This window comes from Rummeliibacillus sp. SL167, assembly GCF_007896505.1.
GTDB lineage: Bacteria > Bacillota > Bacilli > Bacillales_A > Planococcaceae > Rummeliibacillus > Rummeliibacillus suwonensis.
In genome coordinates this window covers 49,052-68,783 of record NZ_VCBM01000007.1, presented here as the reverse complement: position 1 = coordinate 68,783, position 19,732 = coordinate 49,052, and the positions used below count along the sequence as shown (strand labels likewise).

The following is a 19,732-nucleotide window of genomic DNA, read 5'->3' as shown; positions in this document are numbered from 1 at the left end:
CCTGTTCCCATGCCGAACACAGAAGTTAAGCTCTTGAGCGCCAATGGTAGTTGGGGGCTGTCCCCCTGCGAGAGTAGGACGTTGCTAGGCATACATAAAGCACAGTTGATTATTCAACTGTGCTTTTTTTAGGTGGTGCGCCCGGCATGGATGATTACTTGGTGGTGAAAGTCTACTACAGGCTTGGCAATAGGAACTGTTAGCGAAAGGCAAGGGTGTCCATGGCGACGTGGAATCTGAAGGAAGCCGTACGCAAATTCTCGAACTGACGAACAGAAACTATATAAAAGGCTGAATGGGAAGGGGTAAGTTTGCCACTCAAAACAAAGCCCAATACTGCCCGAGATCCATACAGTAAATAGAGCAGTTACAGGAGAAGAAGGTCATTATCCTTACCGGGGAGGGGTCTCATAAGGGTTATTCAGTTAACAATTAAATGAGTGATCATTTGATGAATCATGAGAAGTCAGCAGAGGTCATACTAGTTTCTAAAAGAAATGAAGAACCGAACAATCTACAGTCTTGTAAAACATGGAAATGTTGAAAATCCCGCGAAAACACAGAAAATATCATGGTAAAGACCGAAAGATAGCTAGTTATAGAGGAAATAGTTGGAAACGAAGAATATAGGGAAGCGTGTAGGGAAAACAACCATAGAGATGAAAGAACAAGACGGTATCTGGAAGGAGATACTTAAGGGATTGAACCGCCGTATACGGAACCGTACGTACGGTGGTGTGAGAGGTCGGCTAATCAACTAATGGTTAGCCTCCTACTCGATTTCTTAAATATTTTTCAGAAACGAAGTGTTAATTGAAAGGAAGACAGACAGACAGCTTGGAACAAATGCTATAAGAGAAAAAGTAAATAAAAATATGATTTTTTTGTAGATAAAAATCTAACATTATTACAGCAGTTTTACCTGGCTTGTGGCATCCAGGCGTAATCGCAAAAATCATTGCGACAATCGATCACATTAGTAACGGTCGTGCTGCCATCAATATTGTAAGTGGCTGGTTTAAAGGAGAATTTAACGGTTACGGAGAACCTTGGCTAGAACATGATGAACGCTATCGTCGTTCTGAGGAATTTATTGAAGTCATTCGTAGCTTATGGACCGATGAAACAACAACGTATAAAGGGGACTTTTATCGCCTGAATGAAGCTCCACTCAAGCCGAAACCTATTCAGTCCCCAAAAATCTTCCAAGGCGGCAATTCAAAAGCTGCGAAAGAAATGGCAGGACGTGTTTCCGATGTGTACTTTATGAATGGAGGCTCTCTGGAAGAAATAAAAGCTCAGATTGATGAAGTGAAAGCATTACGAAAAGCAAATGGGACGGGGGATATTCAGTTCGGAGTAAATGGTTTCGTCATTGTCCGCGATACGGAAGAAGAAGCGAAACAAGTGTTGCGAGATATCATCGTCAGTGCCAATGAAGAGGCTGTGGAGGGCTTTAGAGATTCTGTGGCGGCCGCAGGGAAAGCATCTCCTGAAGGGAAGGGAATGTGGGCGGATTCAACTTTTGAAAATTTAGTTCAATACAACGACGGCTTCAAAACAGGATTAATCGGAACTGCTGAACAAGTAGCCAATCAAATATTAGAGCTGAAGAAAATTGGTATTGACATCGTATTAACAGGATTCCTCCATTACGATGAAGACCTAAAAGCATTTGGTGAAAAGGTCATCCCATTAGTTCAACAAAAGGAAGCGGCATTTAACAATGTTGCCGTAGCAAAATAAAGAGAATAATCGTTCAACAATACTAAAAATGAAGGGAGTACACGAATGACTGTCCATTACTTATTAGATTCTAAAGAAAAGCAAAGAGAAAGAGCATATCGAGATTTTCCAACATTCACTACGCCGATAGCGATTGATTCTATTGAATTTCAACAATTGTTAACGAAAATAGCTGAAGATGCTGAAAGACGTAGAAAGGCAGATACGGAAGAACACCTATTTATTGGAAAAGCGCTTTAATACGGAGAAGGGATTAGAACAATGAAATGAATTCAAAAAAAATCATCGGCATAATGATGATCTATAAGTGAAGTGTAGAGACATAGATTCATAAATCCTATAAGTTATTAGTATGATTCATTAGGGATGTCTAGAGTCAATCATGTATAATAAACGTAATAGTATATGTGGAAGGGTTAGTCATCATGACGAATAAATTATTTTTTACATTTGAAGGTCCAGAAGGTGCAGGAAAAACAACTGTCCTCAAAATGGTAGTCAGCAAATTACAAGAAGAGGGAAAAGAAGTGATTGCAACACGTGAACCGGGTGGCAGTGTTATTGCAGAAAAAATTAGGCAAGTCATTTTAAACCCAGCTCATACAGAGATGGATGCAAAAACGGAAGCTCTATTATATGCTGCTGCAAGAAGTCAGCATTTTGTTGAAAAGATAGAGCCTGCACTAAAACAAGGAAAATTAGTGTTATGTGATCGTTTCATCGATTCGTCATTAGCTTATCAAGGAATCGGACGAGGGTTAGGTATTGAGGGAGTCAAGTCCATCAACGAATTTGCCATTGGTCAACGAATGCCAGATATGACGATCCTTTTTGATTTAGATCCTAAGATAGGGTTGGCGCGCATTAATGCTCATAAAAATAGAGAAATAAATCGCCTAGATGTTGAAAGCCTCGCGTTTCATCAAAAAGTACGGGAAGCCTATCTAAAACTTGCGGAAGAGTTCCCAGAAAGAATTTATGTTATTGATGCTAGTCAATCATTAGAAGAGGTTTTTCAAAATGTCTGGAAAGTTTTGAAAAATGCGGTATAAAGTAAATGAAGTGAAAGTATAAAATATGTTATAATTATGATTGAATCTATATACATTAAGGGGTGAATGCCGATGAAATTGGTTGTGGCCGTTGTACAAGATCAGGATAGTAACCGTCTTTCAAACGCTTTAACGAAAAATAATTTTCGCGCAACAAAGTTGGCCAGTACAGGTGGATTTCTTCGCTCAGGAAATACCACATTCTTAATTGGTACTGAAGATTCACTAACTCAAAAAGTATTAGATATCATCCGAGATAATTGTCGTTCTCGTGAGCAAATGGTGGCACCTATATCGCCAATGGGAGGAAATGCAGATGCGTATATCCCTTATCCGGTAGAAGTTGAGGTAGGGGGAGCGACTGTTTTCGTTTTACCAATCGACCAGTTTCATCATTTCTAGAGATGGAGGGACAATTAGGTGAAAATTAACCAAGACCTACGTATAGGATTGGATACAGCTAGACAAAAATTGCCCATTCATCAATCAGCTACACGTTTTGGTGAATTAGTTGTAAAGTCTGGGCAACGCATGCAGACAGAACAGATTACAAAGCTATTAGGCGATATATCAACAGCAGGCGACCGTATTGCAAAATCTAGGAATTTACGAGATTTAGCAAAATTTAAAATGCTCGTTAAGAGATTTTTAAAAGAAGCCGTGTCATATGGTTTGGAATTAAAACAATCTCATACTTGGAATCGTTTTGGTGAAGGTCGCCGTCTGAAAGTAGTAAATACAATTGACGAAAAACTAATAGAGTTAACAGAAGACGTTTTAAATGAAGAAAAGGATTCTGTGGATTTATTAGCTAAAATAGGTGAGATTAAAGGATTGTTAATCAACCTTTATACGTAAACCCCGTGTCTTTCGGAGCTCCGAAGCACGGGATTTTTTCAAACAATGAAAAGGTGATGGATAATGCATACAGCTGAAGAACTACTTCAATTACAACCGGTAGTCATGAAGCAGCTTCAAATGATTTTTGAAAAAAGCCGAGTAGGGCATGCGTACATATTCGAGGGTGGAAAAGGTACTGGAACAGAAGAAGTGATGCTTTTCTTTGTTCAGTTGTTATTATGTGAAAATCCACAAAATAATGTTCCATGTGAAACATGTCGTAGCTGTCAACGCATTAAGTCAGGAAATCACCCTAATTTTCATCAAGTATATCCTGAAGGGCAATATATCAAGGTAGATGCGATTGAAAAATTATTGAATGAAATGAGTAAGACAGGATTAGAAGAAGGGCGTAAAATTTATGTCATTCATAATGCTGAACAATTGAATGTAAAATCAGCCAATAAGTTATTAAAATTTTTAGAGGAACCTGAAGGTGATGTAACAGCTATATTCGTGACTCAAAACATTAACGCGATTATCCCAACGATTCGTTCACGCTGTCAGCATATTAAATTTCAAGAAATTCAGCGAAATGTCATGATAAAAGAGTTGGTCGTTGAGGGGATCACACAGTCTATGGCGGCAACTGTCAGCATGGTAACAAGCGATTTAGAGGAAGCCTTGTCTCTTGCAAAAGATGATGCGTTTGCACAGTCGAGAAAGACAGTGTTAAAATTGGTAGAAGCAACTTTTAGAAATGTACATGAAGCAATGCTAGTTGTGCATGAAGACTGGTTACCTCTTTTTAAAGAAAAAGAGCAGATAGAACTAGCTTTAGATTTAATGTTATTTGCTTTTCGAGATATAGTAGCTATTAAAGCAAACGCAGAAGCGATGTGTACGTATCCTGATTTACTTTCAACATGGAAGGAAGCGGCACTTCACACAACCTTCGATAAGTTATCGTCGCAATTGCAAGCCATTTTAAATGCTCGTAAACAATTGCAAAGTAATATGAACAAGACGTTGATGATGGAGCAGTTGATGCTGAATCTGCAGGAGGGAAAAGCCTTTGTATAAAGTAGTAGGTGTTCGCTTTAAAAAAGCGGGTAAAATATATTATTTTGATCCCGGAGAGTATTCTTTGGAAAAAGGTCAATATGTGATTGTAGAAACAGCCAGGGGTATTGAGTATGGAAAAGTCGTCGTTTCTATGAAACAAGTCGGAGAAAATGACGTTGTTTTGCCACTTAAACAAGTGGTACGTCCAGCAAATGAACGTGATCGTATCCAAGTTGATGAAAATTCACTAGAGTCTAAGCGTGCTTTTGATCTGGCAACAGGTAAAATAGTGGAACATGGTCTAGAAATGAAATTAGTAGACGTTGAATATACATTTGATCGCAATAAGATTATCTTTTATTTCACAGCTGAAGGAAGAGTAGATTTTCGTGAACTGGTCAAAGATCTTGCAGCCATTTTCCGAACGCGTATTGAACTTAGACAAATTGGCGTTCGTGATGAGGCTAAAATGTTAGGCGGTATTGGACCGTGTGGACGGATGTTATGCTGTTCTACATTTTTGGGGGATTTTGAGCCAGTATCTATAAAAATGGCAAAAGATCAAAACTTATCGCTCAATCCTTCAAAAATCTCAGGATTGTGTGGGCGGTTAATGTGCTGTTTAAAATATGAAAATGATGAATATGAAGAGGTACGAGGACAAATGCCTGATGTAGGTGAAAATGTGACAACACCAGATGGTAAGGGAAAAGTAATCGGACTGAACATATTAGAACGCGTGCTCCAAGTTGAATTATCTGAGGAACAACGAATCTTAGAATATACATTGGACGAATTGTTACAGTATGAAAATAGTTCCGTTCAATAGTGGGAATAACGAGGTGGCTTGAGTGAAGGACCGTAATTTTTTAAATAGTGTTATGGAGTTCGAACAACAGCTTGAATCGATGCAAACACAATTTGAGGCATTGAAGAAATTTGTTGCACTCATGATGGAAGAGCATCAAACATTACAGATGGAGAATAACCATCTTCGGACACGTTTAGAGGAAGTTCTTTCTGCGAAACAAGAGGGATCTGTTGAGTCAAATGATGAGGGAGAAAAGCAACAAATAATTGATGTAGGAGAGGGATATGATAATCTTGCTCGACTATATCATGAAGGATATCATGTCTGTCATGTACATTTTGGTAGTTCGAGAAAGGGCGAGGATTGTTTGTTCTGCCTATCGTTCTTAAATAAACAATAATTGATAAAGAAGACTGATTTCTCGTAAAAAGTAGATGTCAGTCTTTTATTATGTTGGAGGGCAAATGAATGGAACAATGGTTGAAAGAAGATGAAAGATTGGATTATTTGTTGGCAGAAGATTTGCGTATTATCCAAAGTCCATCTGTTTTTTCATTTTCGTTGGATGCCGTTTTATTATCCAAATTTGTTAGTATACCCTATCAAAAAGGGAATATCGTAGATCTATGTGCTGGAAATGGTGCGATTCCATTATTTTTAAGTGCAAGAACAAGAGGGCATATAACGGCTGTAGAATTACAAGATCGACTTGTTGATATGGCGAGTAGAAGTGTACAATACAATCAATTACAGGAGCAAATTACAGTTATGCAAGGCGATGTTCGGACGATTGCTCCATTATTAGGTATTGAAAATTATGATGTGGTAACGTGTAATCCACCTTATTTTCCTGCCTATAAGGCAAGTGAAAAAAATGTAAAAAAGCATGTCGCCATTGCGAGGCATGAAATTTATTTGAAATTAGATGAGATGGTTTATTCTGCGAGTAAACTACTAAAACAAGGTGGTAAAGCAGCATTTGTCCATCGCCCGGGACGATTGCTAGATATTGTAATAGCTATGCGAGCAAATCGTCTAGAACCAAAACGAATTCGCTTTGTCTATCCAAAAGAGGGGAAAGAAGCGAACATGTTATTAGTAGAAGGGATAAAAGATGGTAAGCCTGATTTAAAGATTTTACCGCCTTTATATATCTATGAAGCAGATGGGGAATATACAACCGAAGTGAGTGAAATGCTATATGGCAGCAAGCAATAATCATGTGATGTATGTATTAGAATGTTCGGATGGTACTTACTATACAGGGTATACAAACGATTTAGAAAAAAGGATTGCGACACATAATGCTGGTAAGGGTGCGAAATATACAAAAGCACGTAGACCTGTACACTGTGTTTATTTTGAAACATTTGAAAATAAGCATGATGCAATGAGTGCAGAATATGGTTTCAAACAATTAACGAGACAACAAAAGCTGCATTATATGGCAACAAGGAGTGAAACAGAATGAAATCACAAAAAAGCTCGATGCATGAGAAGGGGAGCTGTTTATATTTAGTAGCAACTCCTATTGGCAATTTGGAAGATATGACGATGCGGGCAATACGAATATTAAAAGAAGCAGATATTATTGCAGCAGAAGATACTAGAAATACAAAGAAGCTTTGCAATTATTTTGACATAGAAACGCCATTAGTAAGTTATCACGATCATAACCAAGCACAAGGTGGAGAAAAATTACTTCAATTTTTAAGAGAAGGGAAAACAGTCGCACTTGTAAGCGATGCTGGTTTACCTTGTATTTCAGATCCAGGAGCAGATATTGCCGCAAAAGCTATTGAGGAAGATTTTGCAGTAGTTCCGATACCTGGTGCTAATGCAGCGATCACTGCGCTTATTGCTTCAGGTCTATCACCGCAGCCTTTCTTTTTTTACGGCTTTTTAAGTCGCCATAAAAAAGATCGTAAAGACTCACTGGAATCATTGAAAAAGCGCCATGAAACAATTCTATTTTATGAAGCACCACATCGTTTAAAAGAAACTTTAAAGGATATACAGGGGGTATTTGGCAATCGTCATATTGTCATGGCTCGTGAATTAACAAAGAAATTTGAGGAATTTTTACGTGGAACTGTAGATGAAGCGATCGAATGGGCAAATGATCATGAAATTCGTGGAGAGTTCTGCCTAGTAGTTGAAGGTAATCTAGGTGGAGAAGAAGAGGAAGAAGAAAATTGGTGGGGAAAACTATCCATTATAGAGCATGTCGACCAACTTATTTCTGAACAAAAACTTTCTTCAAAAGAAGCTATAAAAGAGGTTGCTAAGGCCCGCGGATTAGCAAAGAGAGAAGTTTACCAACAATATCATATTGAATCATGAGCCAAAAATCATTCGATTCATATTTATAGTGCTAGATAACCTAAAACTATCTATCTTGCTGAATCCTTGATCGAGGAATTGACGTAATTTGAGGCTAGCCTTAAAAAACTGGTTTGAATAGAGAAGCGTAAAGATTATTTTAAAAAAATAAAAGCCCATCCGAAACGGCGAATATTTCGGATGGGTTTTTTCATTTATGAAAATCACATTTGAAAGCAAGGTAAGGTAATAAAGTAAAAATAGCTTTTTATTTTATATCTTGTTGCTTGAAATTGCTAAATTCAATAAATTATTTATTATTTAATTTAGCTTGGATTTCTTTCATAAGGATTTGTGCACCTTCAGGGCTAAGAATTAGATTACCTCCAGCTAAACGGAAGTTATCATCAGATACTTCACCAGTTACAGCACATGTCATATTAGGCATGTATTTTTTTAAGATGATTTTATCATCATCCACATAAATTTCCAATGCGTCTTTTTCGGCGATGCCTAAAGTACGGCGAAGTTCGATTGGAATAACCACGCGACCAAGTTCATCAACTTTACGTACAATACCAGTAGATTTCATAACAAGAGTTCCTCCTCTATTCATATTATTCGTCAAATTTCGACATAAACTCTGTTTCCGATGTATATCATACCAACTAATGCCATAAACGTCAATTATTTTTTCTCGCATTAGTAACTTTTTTTCAAAAAATTTCCGTTCTTTAAGGATATTAATCATACGGGGTTGTTTTATTTTACACAATATTTGTGCTTTTATACTGTTTTTTGCTTAAAATTCAAAATAATTTTCAAAAAAATCATTCGACAAAATTAGACAAAAATAAGTTGAGTAAACTTTAATTGAAAGGTTTTTCGTACTCAGATAAAATAGAAGGTATACTGTATAGCACTGGAGGAAGTTTTCGTGACAAATGAAAAGAAAACATTCTATATTACAACCCCAATTTACTACCCAAGTGGTAAATTCCATATTGGTACTGCGTACACAACTGTAGCAGCAGATACGATGGCTCGTTACAAACGATTACGAGGATATGATGTTCGATTACAAACAGGAATGGATGAGCACGGTCAAAAAATCCAAGAAAAAGCAGCAGAAGCAAAGAAACATCCAAAAAAATATGTCGATGAGATTGCAGCAGCAGCTAAAAAGCTTTGGAAACTAATGGACATCTCTTACGATGATTTTATCCAAACGACTGAAGAGAGACATACGAAAACTGTAGAGAAAATTTTCAAAAAATTCTTAGATAATGGTGATATTTATAAGGGTGAATATGAAGGATGGTACTGTACACCATGTGAGTCTTTCTTTACAGATACACAACTAGATAATGGCAATTGTCCAGACTGCGGTCGACCTGTCCATAGAGTAAAAGAAGAATCCTATTTCTTTAATATGAATAAATACGCAGATCGCCTTTTACAATTTTATGAGGAAAATCCAGAATTCATCCAACCGGAATCACGGAAAAATGAAATGATTAATAATTTCATTAAACCGGGACTAGAAGATCTTTCTGTATCTCGTACTTCATTTGATTGGGGCATTCGTGTACCTGGAGATCCTAAGCATGTTATTTATGTTTGGGTAGATGCTTTAACAAACTATATAACAACATTAGGATATGGTACAGAACATGATGAAGATTTCAAAAAATACTGGCCGGCAGATGTCCAAGTGGTTGGAAAAGATATCGTGAGATTCCATACAATCTATTGGCCAATTTTCTTGATGGCTTTAGGTTTACCACTTCCTAAAAAAGTATTCGCTCATGGTTTCATCATGATGAAAGACGGCAAAATGTCCAAATCGAAAGGGAATGTCGTTTATCCTGAAATGTTAATTGAACGTTATGGTTTAGACGCCACACGTTACTTCTTGCTACGTGAATTGCCTTTTGGGCAAGATGGTGTATTCTCTCCAGAGTCATTTGTTGAACGTACGAACTATGACCTTGCCAATGATCTAGGTAACTTATTGAACCGAACTGTTTCAATGATGAATAAATACTTTGATGGCATTATCCCAACGGAAGGCTTAGAACCTACAGAATTTGATAAATCTCTTCAAGCACAAGCAAAAGAAACACAAGCAAAATATGAAGAAGATATGGAAAAAATGCAATTCAGCGTTGTATTAGCAGATGTATGGGAATTGATATCTCGTACGAACAAATATATAGATGAAACACAACCATGGGTGCTTGCTAAAGATGAGACCTTACAGGGTCAGCTTGCAACAGTTATGCATAATTTAGCAGAAAGTCTACGTCGTGTGGCGATCATGATTCAACCATTTATGACAAACTCACCAAAAGAGATTGTTCGTCAACTTGGCTTATCAGAAAAATTACTTGCATGGGATACGTTAAATGAAGAAAATGTCATTCCAAAAGGAACAAAGGTAGTCGACAAAGGAGTTCCTATCTTCCCTCGTCTAGATACAGAAGAAGAAGTAACTTATATTCGAGATCAAATGCGTCAATCTGTTAAGACTCCTACTGAGGAACCTAAAAAAGAGGAAGTTTCGGAAATTACCATTGATGATTTCATGAAAGTTGATCTCCGTGTAGCAACAGTGACAGCCTGTGACAAAGTTCCAAAGGCTGATAAATTGTTAAAGCTTCAATTAGATTTAGGTTATGAACAACGTCAAGTCGTATCAGGGATAGCAGAATATTATCAACCACAAGAGTTAGTAGGACGTAAAGTAATTGTCGTAGCAAATCTAAAACCTGTAAAACTTCGTGGCGAATTATCACAAGGTATGATTTTAGCCGGAAGTAAAGATGGGGTATTAACGCTAGCAACTGTTGATGAGAAGCTAGAAAATGGAGCAAAAGTTAAATAATCAAGTTAAATCTAAATGGATTAGATATGGGAACCTGCTGGAAAGTAACAGCAGGTTTTTGTATCTAATAGCCGATGTTGATGAGAAAGAAATTAGGCAATATATTTGGCATTATTCTTAAAGAAACATGTATTTTGGGCTCCATTTGTGTAGATTTTTGCTGAGACTTGCTTGAGTCCTTGAAAATGCATACGTATTTCCTTCGTAGTAAATTGATGAATATCAATAGTATTTTTAAATAAAATCTAAAAAAAACACCATAGCGTTTTATAGATTAGGCAGTAAGTATAATCCGAAGTGTAATGTTTGTAATAAAACTGTAATTTGGATGAGAACTGTGAAATGGTTTATTTAGATACAATGTTAATCATGTGAGGAGAATGAATATGTTTATAGATACGCATGTCCATTTGAATGCTGAACAATACGATAATGACTTACAAGATGTAATCGATCGTGCTCTAGCAGCCGATATCAAAAAAATGATCGTAGTGGGTTTTGATCGTCCAACAATCACTCGCGCAATGGAATTGATTGATCAATATGATTTCCTGTATGCGGCGATAGGATGGCATCCGGTTGATGCGATAGATTGCACAGAAGAAGATTTGCGATGGATCGAAAAATTAGCAGCACATTCAAAAGTTGTGGCAATTGGTGAAACAGGATTAGATTATCACTGGGACAAGTCACCAAAAGACATTCAACAAGAGCTGCTACGAAAACAAATCCATTTAGCAAAACGTGTCAAATTACCAATTGTGATTCATAATCGTGAGGCAACAGCAGACTGTGTGCGTATTTTACAGGAAGAACACGCCGAAGAAGTTGGCGGTGTCATGCACTGTTTTAGTGGTAGCGTTGAAACAGCACAAGTATGTATCAAGATGAATTTTATGATTAGTCTAGGTGGTCCTGTTACATTTAAAAACGCAAAAAAACCAAAGGCAGTAGCAATGGCAATCCCTTTACAATATTTGATGATTGAAACAGATGCTCCGTATCTTGCACCACATCCATATCGTGGTAAAAGAAATGAGCCCTCGTTTGTGCCATTAGTCGCGCAGGAAATCGCACGATTGAAGGGTTTAACGATGGAAGAAGTAGCGCAAAAAACGACTGAAAATGCGCATCGTTTTTTCAAAGTGTAAGCTTAAAAAGAGTTAAATAAACAAATGTCTCCCACATTCAAAATAGGATCTTCAACTCTTTTTCAATAATTTGTAAAATAGAATATCTGTTAACCATCAAAAAAGAGTCTATATAATCCAGAGTGAATGATAAGGAGACATTTATATGATAAATAATTCCACAAGAAAACTATTTTTAAAAGCATTAAAAAAACATCGAATAACAAGTAGTATAGCTATATTTTTATTCAGTATTACGGCTATGGTAAGCATAATATTTGCTGGCTTCATAGAGTTTGGACAAGTAGATGGTCAACAATCAGAAAAATGGATGGCAGCAAATACAATGAGTGATGGACATGCTAGCAACATAGGGAAATGGATTTCACTGAATAGCAATCATTTGTATGAGCAGAAAAATGATAAAATTTATAAGCAACCATCAGGAGAAACTTCGACTACGGTCGCTGACTTTTTAAAGCAACCTTCAGTTGAGTCAGGAGAAAATAGCGCAATTCTAAAAAATGAAGATACGCAAAATGCAAATGACACTACTGTATCTAACGTTCGAGTAGAAAAGGCCATCGATGTAGTGGAAGACTCCCATTATTCTGCCAATAAAAATTCTAACAAAAAAATTACGCTCGTAAGTAATCCAAAGAAATATCATACAACTGGAAATTTAAATATGCGTAAGGGGCCAAGTAAGAAATATAGAATCATCAAGGTTATACCTAAAGGTAAAAACGTTACGTATAAGGGCAAAAAAGGTAGTTGGTATAAAGTAACATATGGTGGAAAAACGGGCTATGTATCAAAATCCTATTTGCGATCAGGCTCTATCAAAAAAGTGTCCAATTCACTTGACGGCAAATCTATGTACGTTACATCAACTGCATATACTGCATATTGTAATGGATGCTCTGGCAAAACAGCCATTGGTATTAATCTACGAAAGGATCCATATAAAAAAGTTATCGCGGTAGATCCAAGAGTCATCCCGTTGCGTAAAATGGTTTATGTAAGTGGCTATGGTTTAGCAATAGCTGGTGACACAGGTGGTGCTATTAAGGGACATAGAATCGATGTATTCATGCCAACAAAACGACAAGCATACAGCTGGGGACGTCGAACAGTTAAAATTACCCTTCAAGATTAAAATGATCAGGCTGGGACATAATTAGCTTCAAATAGTGGTAAAGGAGAATTTGAGTGAATTCAAATTCTCCTTTACCTATTTTTGGCTACTTACCAGCGGAAGCAACCGGACTGAGCAAAGCAAGGGAGAAGGCTGGAGCGTGCCAGTGGAAAGCCTCTGCCGTAGCGGAGAACAACGGCTACAAAGGCTCAAGTATCTTGATTAACATTTCTCCCGCGTTAACGGGCAGTAAGATCCCCACCTCAAGGTTTAGAGAGAAGTGAGAAAGATAGGTGGGGGATCAACTGCCGCATGCGCCCGATTGGTTCGGGCCAACAAGATGGTTGGTCCCTCAGGTGCTGCCACAGGACGTGGCGCTTTTAACCTGAGTTCTTCTATTGGGGGAGGAAGAAAACCCCCACTGATGGAAACTTTACTTTATAAAAATTTGTTTAAAAATGAATAACCTCAGAGTGATGCCATGTTTAATTTATCTCGCGTTACTGTACAATAAGTGTAAAATCGAAGTAAAATGGTCAAAGGAACTTTTTAGAAAAGAGGATTTGATATCCGTGGATATAAAAGAAATCATTGTTGTTGAGGGAAAAGATGATACGACAGCTGTTAAGCGGGCAGTCCATGCAGATACAATTGAAACAAATGGTTCGGCTATTTCAGAAGAAACGATCCGTCATATTCAACATGCTCAGGATGTGCGAGGAGTGATCGTATTTACAGATCCTGACTATCCAGGACGTCGTATACGTGCAATTATCGAAGCGCATGTAGCAGGTGTAAAACATGCATTTTTGCCAAAGAAAAAGGCTATTGCTAAGAATGGTAAAAGTTTAGGAATTGAACATGCGAACGATGAAGATATCCGTTATGCATTATCCAAGGTCTATACACCACAGGAGATAGGTCAAGAAACTCCATGTCCCATTACTTTAGATGACTTAATTGCAGCTAAGTTATTATCGCATCCTGATGCACAACAGCGACGCGAACGCTTAGGTGAACTTTTAAATATTGGTTCTACAAACGGGAAGCAACTCGTAAAAAGATTAAAGATGTTTCAAATTACAGAAAAGCAATTTGGCGAAGCAATTGCAAAGATTAATCAGGAGGAACGAAATGCATAAAGATATCGCAACACCTGTACGCACAAAAGAAATATTGAAAAAATATGGTTTTTCATTTAAAAAAAGTTTAGGACAAAACTTTTTAATAGATCCTAACATTTTACGGAATATTGTTGGTTATGCCGATCTGACAAAAGAAAGTGCAGCAATTGAAATTGGACCGGGCATCGGAGCGTTGACAGAACATTTAGCCCGTGCTGCTGGGAAAGTGGTATCGTTTGAAATCGACCAGCGTTTATTGCCAGTATTAGAGGATACCTTAAGTCCATATAGCAACGTTAAAATCGTACATTCCGATGTTCTAAAGGCAGATGTTGTCAATATCATTAAAGAGGAGCTGGCTCATTATAAAGACATAATGGTTGTAGCGAATCTTCCGTATTATGTAACGACACCAATTTTATTAAAACTGATCACAGAAAACCTTCCAATTCGTGGAATGGTCGTTATGATGCAAAAAGAAGTAGCGGATCGTATTTCAGCGACACCTGGGACAAAAGCATATGGCTCTTTGTCCATTGCTGTGCAATATTATATGAACGCAGAAGTCGTGATGACTGTGCCTAAAACAGTATTTATGCCCCAACCAAATGTTGACTCAGCTGTATTGCGTTTAACACGTCGTGAAGAGCTTCCTGTAAGGGTAATAGATGAGTCATTTTTATTTGAAGTAGTTCGTAGCTCCTTTGCACAAAGACGTAAAACGATTTTAAACAACTTACAATCCCAATTACCAAATGGCAAAGAGAAGAAAGAATATATTTTATCAGCATTAGCTGAAGTAAATGTTGAACCAACAAGACGGGGAGAAACTTTATCCATTGTTGAGTTTGGGCAATTAGCGGATGCACTGTATCCATATTTCAAAAAATAAACCATATATTAGTATAATAAATAGAAAAAATAAGATTTATACAAAAAGTAATTGACATAGCTTATATGGATTGTTAAAATATAAATTTATATTGACAAGAACGACTGTATTATGTATACTAGATATTAGTGAGGTGTAAGCGAATGCCAAAAACTTTAGCTGACATTAAAAAGTCGTTAGATTGTCATTTGGGTAAACGTTTGCAATTAAAGGCAAACGGTGGTCGCAAGAAAACGATTGAGCGCGCTGGAATATTACGTGAAACATATCGCGCAGTATTTGTAGTTGATCTTGATCAAGACGAAAACGCTTTTGAGCGTGTGTCTTACAGCTACACAGATATTTTAACAGAAGCAGTAGTGATTACATTTGATGACGAGGCAACTCAAATTGCTGCCATCAAATAAGTAAGTGTCATATTATTTATAATTGAATTTTTTTGTTCGGACGCTTGTAAAGCATTCTAGGTAGTTCAAGAGAATGTTTTATGAGTGTTTTTTATTTTTGAGGACATACTATTATTGTCAGTCGTTAAAGGGGGAATTTCGTTTGGCGAGAAAGTCGATCATGTCTGACCGTTTAAAAGTAGAGATTGCAAAAGAGTTAGGGTTTTATGATACTGTTGAACGTGAAGGATGGGGCGGGATCAAAGCACGAGATGTCGGAAATATGGTGAAGAAAGCAATTGAAATGGCAGAACGCCAGCAAACAGCGGGCAATAGCCAAAAATAGGGCCATCTAAACCAAGCAACTATTATGAAACGTACTGACAAGAAGCAGTTCCCTTTCCGTTTTAAAGGTGAACTGCTTTTGATGTGCGTAACATAATGGATGAGCAAATTTTTAAAGATCGACATAACGATTTTCCTCAATTTTCTTTTCCTATGGTAAAATATGATTTAGTGAAAAAAGAACGGAGACCTGCATCTTCTTTTTTATATTTTTCGGGAGGAGGCGGAGATATGCTTTATGTAAAAGCACCTGCCAAGATTAATTTGACACTTGATGTACTTTATAAACGTCCGGATGGTTATCATGAAGTTGAAATGATTATGACAACAGTTGATCTAGCTGATCGTGTAGGTTTGAAAAAAAGACATGATGGACAAATTCAAATCCATTCGAGTAGTAATTTTGTTCCCGATGATGGACGTAATCTAGCATATCAAGCAGCACAGTTATTGCAAGATACATATGATGTTCAAGATGGTGTATCGATTACAATTGATAAGCAAATTCCTGTAGCAGCAGGTTTAGCTGGAGGTAGTAGCGATGCTGCTGCTACATTAAAAGGACTCAATACTTTATGGAATTTAAATTTAACCGTTGATGAATTAGCAGAGTTAGGCGCCAAGATAGGTTCGGATGTTTCGTTTTGTGTTTATGGAGGAACGGCAATTGCTAGAGGACGTGGAGAGAAGATTGAACATATAGCTGCACCACCAGCATGTTGGGTCGTTTTAGCAAAACCGTCAATTGGTGTTTCAACGGCAACAGCTTACGGTAATTTAAATCTCGATGAAGTTGAACATCCAAATACAAAGCAAATGAAAGAAGCTATTGAGGCTAAAGATTATGCGCAAGTATGTGCTACTGTTAGTAATGTGTTAGAGAGTGTTACACTAAAACTACATCCGGAAGTATCAATTATTAAAGAACAAATGACTAGATTTGGAGCAGATGCTGTATTAATGAGCGGGAGCGGTCCAACAGTGTTTGGACTCGTACAAAATAAGGCACGCGTTAGTCGAATTGTAAACGGTCTTAGAGGTTTTTGTGATGAAGTATATGCTGTACGCATGTTAGGGGAATTAGATATTCTTGCTTAAATGCGTATGTTTGTGTTATTTTTTGTATAAAATATTCGTGTTCAGGAGAGGGTTTTTATGAAATGGAAGCGTAGTGAACGTCTTGTTGATATGACGTATTATTTGATGGAGCATCCTCAGCAGTTAATTCCCCTTACATTTTTCGCAGAATTGTATCAATCTGCAAAATCCTCTATCAGTGAAGATTTGTCGATTGTTAAAGATACATTTGAAGAGAGAGGAATCGGACTCCTAATGACTGTCCCGGGGGCTGCAGGGGGAGTAAAGTATATACCTAAAGTACCGGATGCAGCTGTAAAAGATGTAATACAAGAGCTGATTAAAGAATTGAGTCATTCCGATCGTTTATTGCCAGGCGGTTATCTATTTATGACTGATTTATTGGGGAATCCACAATTGATCAATCGAGTAGGTAAAGTATTTGCCTCAGCCTTTTGCGATCAACAAATAGATGTCATTATGACAGTAGCAACAAAAGGAATTTCAATTGCACATGCAATTGCTAGACATTTAAATGTCCCAGTTGTGGTTGTGCGTCGTGACAACAAGGTTACGGAAGGTTCTACAGTAAGTATCAACTACGTATCTGGCTCATCACGTCGTATACAAACGATGGTCCTCTCCAAACGTAGTATGAAAAGTGGCCAGCGTGTTCTTATTACGGATGACTTTATGAAGGTCGGGGGCACAATGAACGGAATGAAAAACTTATTGGAAGAGTTCGACTGTACGCTAGCAGGGGTTGCTGTATTAGTAGAGGCTGAACATCCCGATGAGCGTTTAGTGGACGATTATTATTCATTGGTCAAATTAAAAGAAGTCAATGAAAAAGATCGTACCATTGCTTTATGTGAGGGAAACTATTTTGAGAAAGGTGGAAATTAGTATGAATGTAGTAGCAACAAAAAATGCACCAGAAGCTATTGGACCATATGTACAAGGTGTAATCGCTAACAATCTTTTTTATAGCTCAGGACAGATTCCACTAACACCAGCAGGGGAATTTGTTGGTGGAGATATCACCCAACAAACCAATCAAGTTTTCGAAAATCTTGAAGCCGTTTTAGCAGAAGCTGGATCTTCTTTAGACAAAGTTGTCAAAACAACTGTTTTTATCGCGGATATGGAAGATTTTGCGGCCATGAATGAAGAATATGCAAAACACTTTGGTGCACATAAGCCCGCACGTACTACAGTAGAAGTTGCAAGACTACCAAAGGATGCTAAAGTAGAAATTGAAGTTATTGCATTAATTTAGATTTATCCCGTATTAACGGGCAGTATACTCCTTCCTTAAAATTCAGCGAAAGCAAAGGGGGGAGGAGGAGATCAACTGCCGCATGCGCCCGATTGGTTTAACTAATAATCAGTGGGGATGAAGAAAATCCTCCACTGATTAAAGTTTTACTTTATCCTACTCTATCAATCGTGAATCACTTACGAAAAACAAGCCGCTATTGTAAAAGGGGCTTGTTTTTTATTACTATAGTGTTATTTTTCTATAAAATGACAGACGTGTTGATGATCCAATTTAATCCATAAAAAAGAGGAATTCGTTGATTGCAGCGAAGGCTTGCTCGCTTTCCTGCGGGCGAATGCTGGGGGCAACAGGATGTTGGTCACGGAGTCGTTGCCACAGGACGTGGCGCCCTTAGCCCCCGTTCCTTAATCGCTACGCTGCGGAGTCTCATCTATTCGCTTTTCCCGCGGGACGTTGAATTTTCTTCCTCGAATCACACCGCACGAAGGAAATGCTTGCATTTTCGAGGACTCGAGCAAGCCGCAGCGAAGATCTTTATAAATGGTCCTGAAAATACAAGGCTTTTCAAAAATTACACCAAATAAGAATTCCCAATTTTTGTAAAATCAACACACGTGATAAAATGAATTTTCACCTAGTCAGTGCCTCCTTCCGCTCTTGCTGTATATGAGTTGAACGGTTTGAACTTTTTGCAAGAGGTTGATCTTCACCTGTCCTTCTTCTTTTTATTGGAGTTTTGAAATGTGCCAACGATAAAGCTCATTCGTTTCCAAAAGCAGATATAAATCAATCTTTTAGTTGAAACTGTTTCATAAATCATTTCCCTCTTAAAAAATAAGAACATTTTCATGCTTTTTTATCTGGATTCCGCATTATGAAATTTTTTAGTTCATAAAACATAAGAAAAGATGGATTTTTGTCTATAAAACTGCCAATGCGATAGCTTTTAGCAGCCTACTAGAAGTATGGGAAGAAGTTTACCGCTCGTTCCTGAGAGATAAAAACTCAATCATTTTTTAAATTATGAAAAAATTGTTTAAAATTAAGAAGGAGATAGTTATACTTTTCTTGAATATATAGTTAATAGATTCTGTTTCAACATCCAAGATGAGAGGTGGTGATAAAATGGAAGTAACAGATGTAAGACTTCGTCGTGTAGAGACTGATGGCCGCATGCGTGCCATTGCTTCCATCACACTGGACAACGAATTCGTCGTGCATGATATCCGTGTCATTGATGGAAATGCGGGATTGTTTGTAGCAATGCCAAGTAAAAGGACACCAGATGGTGAGTTCCGTGACATTGCACATCCGATTAACTCGAGTACACGATCAAAGATTCAGGAATCTGTCTTAGCAGCATACGCTGATTCTAGTAAGGAAGAAGTACAAGTACTTGAAAAAGAAAAAGCTCAATAATACGTGAAGCAGAGAGCCTTTCAATATCTGAAGCAGGCTCTTTTTTTATTGCCTGAAAATTACGTTTTACAGGGCGTTCCTTCAATTATTTGCTCCATGGTCTCTACTGGACACGAATCCTCCTAAGAGTTACACAGGCTCCTCTCAGTCCATTTACACTACATGCTAAATCAGCAATCCCCTGACTTTTGGTGAAGGCTCATTTATAAAGGGCTC

General features: G+C 37.6%; 23 protein-coding genes, 1 rRNA gene and 1 pseudogene. 24 read left to right on the top strand and 1 reads right to left on the bottom strand.

The features are described from left to right. The 12 genes and pseudogenes from rrf to rsmI form a co-directional block, all read left to right on the top strand. A 5S ribosomal RNA gene (gene rrf, locus FEZ13_RS18895) occupies window positions 1-90 on the top strand; the annotation flags it as partial. An 804-nt stretch (window positions 91-894) separates the two neighbouring features. After that, window positions 895-1,746: pseudogene (gene sfnG, locus FEZ13_RS18890) on the top strand (dimethylsulfone monooxygenase SfnG); the annotation flags it as partial. 45 nt (window positions 1,747-1,791) lie between these two features. Next, on the top strand, window positions 1,792-1,986 hold the full coding sequence (locus FEZ13_RS18885; protein ID WP_146553934.1) for a hypothetical protein: 195 nt from the start codon (window positions 1,792-1,794) through the stop codon (window positions 1,984-1,986). 185 nt (window positions 1,987-2,171) lie between these two features. Continuing rightward, the gene (tmk, locus tag FEZ13_RS18880) at window positions 2,172-2,798 is read left to right on the top strand and encodes a dTMP kinase (protein WP_146553933.1); all 627 of its coding nucleotides are present in this window, start codon (window positions 2,172-2,174) and stop codon (window positions 2,796-2,798) included. A gap of 72 nt (window positions 2,799-2,870) precedes the next feature. Further along, window positions 2,871-3,200 carry a cyclic-di-AMP receptor gene (locus FEZ13_RS18875; protein ID WP_146550885.1) on the top strand — a complete coding sequence of 110 codons (330 nt, stop codon included), beginning with the start codon at window positions 2,871-2,873 and terminating at the stop codon, window positions 3,198-3,200. Between the two features lie 18 nt (window positions 3,201-3,218). Then, the gene (locus FEZ13_RS18870; protein ID WP_146550886.1) at window positions 3,219-3,656 is read left to right on the top strand and encodes a YaaR family protein; all 438 of its coding nucleotides are present in this window, start codon (window positions 3,219-3,221) and stop codon (window positions 3,654-3,656) included. Between the two features lie 60 nt (window positions 3,657-3,716). Then, the gene (gene holB / locus FEZ13_RS18865) at window positions 3,717-4,721 is read left to right on the top strand and encodes a DNA polymerase III subunit delta' (protein WP_370467741.1); all 1,005 of its coding nucleotides are present in this window, start codon (window positions 3,717-3,719) and stop codon (window positions 4,719-4,721) included. After that, window positions 4,714-5,532, top strand: a complete 819-nt coding sequence (locus FEZ13_RS18860; RefSeq protein WP_146550888.1) for a PSP1 domain-containing protein — start codon at window positions 4,714-4,716, stop codon at window positions 5,530-5,532. Before holB ends, FEZ13_RS18860 begins: the two co-directional genes overlap by 8 nt. A gap of 22 nt (window positions 5,533-5,554) precedes the next feature. Further along, window positions 5,555-5,914 (top strand): DNA replication initiation control protein YabA, encoded by a 360-nt coding sequence (gene yabA / locus FEZ13_RS18855; protein WP_146550889.1) that lies wholly within the window; start codon window positions 5,555-5,557, stop codon window positions 5,912-5,914. A 68-nt stretch (window positions 5,915-5,982) separates the two neighbouring features. Beyond that, complete coding sequence (locus tag FEZ13_RS18850; protein WP_146553931.1) at window positions 5,983-6,732, top strand: tRNA1(Val) (adenine(37)-N6)-methyltransferase; 750 nt, start codon at window positions 5,983-5,985, stop codon at window positions 6,730-6,732. After that, on the top strand, window positions 6,716-6,985 hold the full coding sequence (locus tag FEZ13_RS18845; protein ID WP_146550891.1) for a GIY-YIG nuclease family protein: 270 nt from the start codon (window positions 6,716-6,718) through the stop codon (window positions 6,983-6,985). Before FEZ13_RS18850 ends, FEZ13_RS18845 begins: the two co-directional genes overlap by 17 nt. Beyond that, window positions 6,982-7,857 carry a 16S rRNA (cytidine(1402)-2'-O)-methyltransferase gene (gene rsmI / locus FEZ13_RS18840; RefSeq protein ID WP_146550892.1) on the top strand — a complete coding sequence of 292 codons (876 nt, stop codon included), beginning with the start codon at window positions 6,982-6,984 and terminating at the stop codon, window positions 7,855-7,857. Before FEZ13_RS18845 ends, rsmI begins: the two co-directional genes overlap by 4 nt. Before the next feature lie 289 nt (window positions 7,858-8,146). Here rsmI and FEZ13_RS18835 read toward each other — a convergent pair whose 3' ends face one another. Next, window positions 8,147-8,428, bottom strand: coding sequence for a transition state genes transcriptional regulator AbrB (locus tag FEZ13_RS18835; RefSeq protein WP_146550893.1), 282 nt, complete (start codon window positions 8,426-8,428; stop codon window positions 8,147-8,149). Between the two features lie 345 nt (window positions 8,429-8,773). Here FEZ13_RS18835 and metG point away from each other — a divergent pair, with 345 nt between their 5' ends. The 12 genes from metG (at window position 8,774) to spoVG (ending at window position 19,516) form a co-directional block, all read left to right on the top strand. Further along, window positions 8,774-10,723, top strand: a complete 1,950-nt coding sequence (metG, locus tag FEZ13_RS18830) for a methionine--tRNA ligase (RefSeq protein WP_146553930.1) — start codon at window positions 8,774-8,776, stop codon at window positions 10,721-10,723. A gap of 386 nt (window positions 10,724-11,109) precedes the next feature. Next, the gene (locus FEZ13_RS18825) at window positions 11,110-11,874 is read left to right on the top strand and encodes a TatD family hydrolase (RefSeq protein ID WP_146553929.1); all 765 of its coding nucleotides are present in this window, start codon (window positions 11,110-11,112) and stop codon (window positions 11,872-11,874) included. 145 nt (window positions 11,875-12,019) lie between these two features. Continuing rightward, a complete protein-coding gene (locus FEZ13_RS20340) occupies window positions 12,020-13,012 on the top strand; it encodes a 3D domain-containing protein (protein WP_186725987.1) in 993 nt (330 codons plus the stop codon). Window positions 13,013-13,271: 259 nt separating this feature from the next. Next, window positions 13,272-13,457: a hypothetical protein gene (locus tag FEZ13_RS18815; RefSeq protein WP_146553928.1), complete on the top strand. Its 186-nt coding sequence runs from the start codon at window positions 13,272-13,274 to the stop codon at window positions 13,455-13,457. Between the two features lie 106 nt (window positions 13,458-13,563). Continuing rightward, a complete protein-coding gene (rnmV, locus tag FEZ13_RS18810; protein ID WP_146553927.1) occupies window positions 13,564-14,133 on the top strand; it encodes a ribonuclease M5 in 570 nt (189 codons plus the stop codon). Further along, window positions 14,126-15,007: a 16S rRNA (adenine(1518)-N(6)/adenine(1519)-N(6))-dimethyltransferase RsmA gene (gene rsmA, locus FEZ13_RS18805; protein WP_146553926.1), complete on the top strand. Its 882-nt coding sequence runs from the start codon at window positions 14,126-14,128 to the stop codon at window positions 15,005-15,007. Before rnmV ends, rsmA begins: the two co-directional genes overlap by 8 nt. Window positions 15,008-15,150: 143 nt before the next feature. Further along, window positions 15,151-15,414, top strand: coding sequence for a biofilm formation stimulator Veg (veg, locus tag FEZ13_RS18800; protein WP_146553925.1), 264 nt, complete (start codon window positions 15,151-15,153; stop codon window positions 15,412-15,414). A 142-nt stretch (window positions 15,415-15,556) separates the two neighbouring features. Next, on the top strand, window positions 15,557-15,739 hold the full coding sequence (locus FEZ13_RS18795; RefSeq protein ID WP_304621406.1) for a small, acid-soluble spore protein, alpha/beta type: 183 nt from the start codon (window positions 15,557-15,559) through the stop codon (window positions 15,737-15,739). A 230-nt stretch (window positions 15,740-15,969) separates the two neighbouring features. Continuing rightward, window positions 15,970-16,836 (top strand): 4-(cytidine 5'-diphospho)-2-C-methyl-D-erythritol kinase, encoded by an 867-nt coding sequence (gene ispE, locus FEZ13_RS18790; protein WP_146553923.1) that lies wholly within the window; start codon window positions 15,970-15,972, stop codon window positions 16,834-16,836. A gap of 57 nt (window positions 16,837-16,893) precedes the next feature. Beyond that, window positions 16,894-17,721 (top strand): pur operon repressor, encoded by an 828-nt coding sequence (gene purR, locus FEZ13_RS18785; RefSeq protein WP_146550901.1) that lies wholly within the window; start codon window positions 16,894-16,896, stop codon window positions 17,719-17,721. Between the two features lies 1 nt (window position 17,722). Next, window positions 17,723-18,094: a RidA family protein gene (locus FEZ13_RS18780; protein ID WP_146550902.1), complete on the top strand. Its 372-nt coding sequence runs from the start codon at window positions 17,723-17,725 to the stop codon at window positions 18,092-18,094. A 1,128-nt stretch (window positions 18,095-19,222) separates the two neighbouring features. Beyond that, complete coding sequence (gene spoVG, locus FEZ13_RS18775; RefSeq protein ID WP_146550904.1) at window positions 19,223-19,516, top strand: septation regulator SpoVG; 294 nt, start codon at window positions 19,223-19,225, stop codon at window positions 19,514-19,516. The last annotated feature ends 216 nt before the right edge of the window (window positions 19,517-19,732 follow it).